Origin of the sequence: Helicobacter sp. 12S02232-10 (genome assembly GCF_002272895.1) — a bacterium.
Taxonomy (GTDB): Bacteria; Campylobacterota; Campylobacteria; order Campylobacterales; family Helicobacteraceae; genus Helicobacter_J.
Genome location: NZ_MLAQ01000031.1, coordinates 1 through 1,185, shown reverse-complemented (window position 1 = coordinate 1,185; position 1,185 = coordinate 1). Strand labels below are relative to the sequence as shown.

1 protein-coding gene is annotated in these 1,185 nt (G+C 32.7%); it reads left to right on the top strand.

Annotated features, from left to right (window positions below):
* A partial coding sequence (locus BKH41_RS09505; RefSeq protein WP_095299415.1) for an AMP-binding protein occupies nt 1–1,049 on the top strand: 1,049 nt, incomplete at its 5' end.
* Between the last annotated feature and the right edge of the window lie 136 nt (nt 1,050–1,185).

Genomic DNA, 1,185 nt, shown 5'->3' with positions numbered 1-1,185 from the left:
TACCTAAGGGAGTAGTAGTTTCTCATAGAAGCATCATTGATTATATTGAATGGATTTTAAGTGAAAAATCTATTTGCCCCACAAGCGATGATGTGATTGGTAATCAATCGCCATTTTATTTTGATAACTCCGTTCTTGATATTTATTTGTGTTTTTCTACAGGTGCAAAACTCATTCTCATTCCCGAAGAAAAATTTCTATTCCCCATCGAATTGCTCCAATACTTGGATTTAAAACATATTAATCATATTTTTTGGGTGCCAAGCGCACTCAAAAGTATAGAAAAAAGCAAAACATTACAACATTGCACCCCAAAACTTAAAACCATTCTATTTGCTGGAGAAAATATGCCTTCCAAGACTCTTAACCACTGGATAAAATATTATCCAAAAACGATCTTTGCCAATTTGTATGGACCTACCGAGATCACCGTTGATTGCACTTTCCATATTATCAACCGTCCTTTTAGAGATGATGAAAGTCTTCCTATTGGAACGTCTTGTCGTAATACCCAAATCATACTTCTTGATGAAAAACTATCTCTCATCACCCTTCCAAATATTACAGGCGAAATATGCGTGCGCGGAAGTTGTCTATCACTAGGCTATTACAACGATTTAGAAAAAACCAACGCAGCTTTTATTCAAAATCCTCTACATTGTCATTATCCTGAAAAAATCTATAAAACAGGCGATATAGGCTACTATAACCAAGAGGGTGAAATTATTCTGATAGGTAGAAAAGATTTTCAAATCAAACACAATGGCTATCGTATCGAGCTTGGGGAAATTGAAAATGCCTTGGGAGATTTTGAAGAAATATTTGAATTATGCGTTCTTTATGATGAAAAAAAATCTATGATTGAACTTTTTTATGAGTCAGAAAAAGAAATTCCAAAAACTACAATTTTTAAACATCTAGAAAAAAAGATTCCCAAATATATGCATCCCCAACGCCTTATCTTTCTTAAATCTATGCCGCTTAATGCTAATGGCAAGATTGATAGAAAGACTTTAAAGAACTTACAGGAAAAGGAGGATTTAAAATGAAAAATGCCATCGAATATTTAATACACACTGTTCAAAGATACCCTGATAAAATAGGCTTTGAAGATTCCTATCAAACACTTAGTTTCAAAGATTTTTACATAAAAAGTTGCTATTTATCAACACATTTATTAAATAT